1 protein-coding gene is annotated in these 4,055 nt (G+C 66.6%); it reads left to right on the top strand.

Going from position 1 to position 4,055, the window contains the following annotated elements; translation table 11 throughout:
• Positions 1 to 460: 460 nt before the first annotated feature.
• Entirely contained in the window at positions 461 to 3,109 is a 2,649-nt protein-coding gene (locus ABD979_RS09055) for a hypothetical protein (protein ID WP_345507145.1), read from the top strand.
• Positions 3,110 to 4,055 lie beyond the last annotated feature (946 nt).

The following is a 4,055-nucleotide window of genomic DNA, read 5'->3' as shown; positions in this document are numbered from 1 at the left end:
TGCCCGCCCTCACCGCCTGACCACCATCAAGAATCACGCAGCGCTACACCACCACAAGGGACTTGACCGCTCAACAACGCTCTGCACGCCGTGGTCCAGAGCCGGATCCAGTACCAGCCGGCCACCCGCGAGTACGTTGCGCGCCGCACCGCCGAAGGCAAGACCGGCCGAGAGATCAAACGCTGCCTCGCCCGGTACGTCGCCCGCGACCTCTACCGTCTCCTGGAAAGCGGGGCCGCAGCTGCTTGACGAAGCATAGGAGCGTCACTGCCGCTTCGCGGCGGAAAGGTCGCACCCCACGGCGCAGTCGTGACGATGCCACCGGCCACGTGGTGAGGTCCGTGACCTACGGGATCTGCCGAGATGCGCGCTCGTGTGTGGTCGCGGAACCGAAGCACCGTCAGCATGGCGCAAGATCGGGGATGCGCGAAGACCTGTTTTCGGCGCCTAGTCTGAGGCCGTGCCCCGCGAGCAGCTCGACCATGTATCGACCCGGATTGGACTCCGCGCTCCCCGGATCGCCATAGTCTTCGACGCAGGCGAGGACGGACACCACGACTTGCACGGCGACGGTTGGATCCCCGTCGCGCGAGCAGCACTCGCCCGCGCCAACGAGTTCTGGGGTGGCATCGGCTTTGTGCTCATCCCGCACGTCGACGGAAAGGTCTCCGGGGAGGTCCTGCGGGTCCTGCGCGCATACGACCCCGACTTCGTCGTGCCATTTCAGGCGCCTGCCGGTTCGGCGACGGCGATGGACGCCGATATGTCGTACGAGGTGAACGCAGACCCGACGGCCCGGCCGAGCCTAGGGACGCTGAACGCCGTTGAGGCGGTGTCCCTCGCCTGCTCGCCTCACCGGCGATGGCTGTCGCCCGAACAGGAGCTGGTCGAGGGGCAACGGTTTGCTGGCTCGAGATCCGGACCCGAACCCAGCACCGACCTCGACATCCTGCCGTGGCACGCCGACGCGATCGGTTGGGACTTGGAGCGGCCCGACCTGGGAGACCACCCAAATGGGCCGCTCACGCCGCTATCAGCCCTACATGTCGAGAGCGCGATGTGGCTCCACTCGCCTCCGAGCCTGAGAGGAGCCCTTGGCCTCGCCCTAGCCGCTCGGGTGGGATCGGTAGGAGAGACCGCGGCTGCAGACCAACCCGCCGAGCAGCTCCCACGCCCGACTCACCACCTGGACCCGACCGTCACCTCCAGGGACGCCGACGACATTGTCACCTACCTCACCGGTCCCGCTGAAGAGTGGACACGCCTCCCATCGTGGCTTGCGTACCACCCGGCGGGGCTGGAGCTCGGAGTGGTCTCGACGGGCCAACCAGCCGCGTGGACTCGGACGACGATGGGACTCACCCACTTGGTCTCCGGCTTGCCCCTGCGGACAGTCCGTCACGTCGTCGTTGGCGACACCGCCGACGACTTCGCCCTTCACCTGCTCCTCGATCGTCTCTACGGCAACGCTGTGTGGCTTCACTCGAACTGGGCGCCCCTTACCGGAGGACCCTGGTCCGGCGCCGCTACCAGAGGTCTGCAGCGGCTCCTCGCCCGCGCCGCCCGGGGACGGGGCTACGAGATCGCCGTCACTTCCACAAGCCTTGGCTCCGGCGCACTCGAGCCGTTAGTGACCGAAGGCGGACCTCTCCGCGAGCGTGCCTTACACGGAGAGTTTCCGGGCGCCGACGAAAATACCGAACCACCGCCCTCACCTAGGCGGGACCGACCACCCCGCGTTCGCCGTGAGGCGCATGTTCAGGTTCCAGACCGGGGATGCTTACACCTCGGCGTGAGCGCCGAGTTCGAGAGGCGTGTCTCCCTCCCTGCCCAAGTCTCCTCCAACGGCCGCATCACCTTGACGTCGTCCTTGGACCCGGTGTCTCCCTCGGAGCCAGTCCTCGCCCGCTGTACCTCGCTGAGCTGGCAGGTCGACGTCGACCTGCACCGGCCGCGTCTGGAGCCCAAGCCACTGCGGATGCCCTTCGGCCGCGGCTTCGACGGCCACGCACTAGTTCCCACCGAGGACGAGCGCGACGAAACCTGGGTGCGCTCCTCGCGCTCAGGGATCACCTTCGACAGCCGCAAGTTCGACTTCGTGCCTGCCGGCGCTATTGGCGACCAGCGCCTAGCGAGGCCGCGTCTTCAGCGTCTGGACCTCGCGGCCTGGATCGCCGTTCTCGCGCGGAAGGGCGGAAGACGCACCGAGCTTTCCGACGCTGGCACCCGCGCCGACCTTCTCGCAGACTTGTGGGGAGGAAGGGCCGCACTGGCGGAAGCGTTCAGCGGGCCGTTCAGCGACTTAGTTACTGAGTTTTTGCGGACCGGCGACAGCACCCGCGATGCCTACCCTGACGACGCAGGCGTTCTCCTACCCGGCTCGATCGGTGTCCTGAAGTACGGCGGACTCAGCGCACCTTGGGCTGATGGCTCCCCCGAGGACGTTCGCCGGACCCTCGACGACCTCGTCCTTCGCGGCATCGTCAGAAGGGGACTCGTGCTGCGGTGCTCCGCATGCCGCAACCTCGGCTTCACCGACGTCGGCGCACTCGCAAACACGAACAGCTGCACGCGGTGCGGAAATGCCACACCGTTGCGACTTGAGGCCTGGCGCCAACCGGTCTCTGACCCCGAGTGGCACTACGAGCTACACCCGATCGTGCGGGACCTCGTCCGCGAGAACGGCCACGCACCACTCTGGCTGGCTCATCACCTACGGCAAGGTGCCCGGTCCTACTGCGATGTCTCCGAGACCAACCTCTTCCGTGGCGACTCCCGCCGGCCGATCGCCGAGGCTGACCTCGTCGCTCACGTGGACGGACGCCTCCTGACCGCCGAGGTCAAGACCACCGACGAGCTCGACACCACCCGCGACAAGCGCAGGGCCGCCGCTCGCAAGCGAGTCATGTGGGCACGGCTCGTCAACGCCGACGAGATCGTCCTCGCGACGACGAACTCGACCTGGCAGCAGTCCAGCATCGACGCCATGCAGACCGCCATGCAGACCGCCGCCAAGGCGGACGTCTGGCTGCCAGGCGGTGCACCGGTGCTCCGGCTGGTACACAACCTCGGCTCGAAGGTCACCGAGCAGGTCCTCGACCCCTACTGACATCGCGACGCAGCCTCACGAGAGGCGAGCCGTCCGAGACGGCGCTCGCCACCCGCGAGATGCCTCGTCGCGGCTATTCTCGCTGCCATGGGGAAGGTGTCGGACACGATTGCAGTGACGATCAGCGCTGCTGCCTTGTTGATCTCGGGGCTGGCTGGGCGCACAGCGGCCAGTGGCGAAGACCGGCTGGATCGTCAAGAACAAATGCAAGTCGCAGATCGGATTTTGCTTGAAGCTGGGCCGCAATACGCCCGCGCAAAACATCCGCCCCTTTCGGACTCCGACCCCCTATGGGTGGTACGGAACGGTAGTCCCTACCCTGTGGACAACGTCTGGGTTGAAGGCCGCAATGGATCAGCGGTTCGGCTCTGGCAGGTGCAGTCCTGCACAATGTATGGGCTTCCTAGAGGATTCTCGCCCGTAGCCATCCACTTCACCGATAAGGCGGGAGATTGGCGCCGCGGGCCAGGCTCCAGGGAAGCGACGCCGGTCAGCAACGTGTTTCCGATCGCCGGACCGAGCGGTTCTTGGGTGATGGATGTGCAGGGCTGTAACTGACACTCCATGCGCACAGCCCGCCGACAACGGGTCCAGGCTGTGAAGTCGACTTCGTCTCCGCAACGTCCGAGGTGGCTTGTCTCGTGGTACCTCCACCCGCACAGCGGTCATCTCCGACGGCGCGTCCGCGACCGCAAAGTCGCTCGCGGCGTGGGCGGGCAGTGGGACTTTGCGCTTCGCGGCGCAGTGACATGGCCGCGCTTCGCGGCGGTGTGACGCAGGTCGTCCAACGCGCGCATCGCAGCAGAAGTGGACGTTGCCTTGGCGCGTTGGTTGAGGTGGTCTTACGTGGTCCCAGCGTGGACCTGCAGGTTAGGGGAGTTGAGTCCCCGATAGTGGTGTAGCGCGGTCGCCGAGTTCGTCCCGGTCATGGACGTAGGAGCGGCCA

The organism is Terrabacter aeriphilus (genome assembly GCF_039542985.1).
In the GTDB taxonomy this organism is placed as follows: domain Bacteria; phylum Actinomycetota; class Actinomycetes; order Actinomycetales; family Dermatophilaceae; genus Terrabacter; species Terrabacter aeriphilus.
Note: the sequence above shows the minus strand (reverse complement) of the source record. Positions and strands in the feature narration are given on the sequence as shown.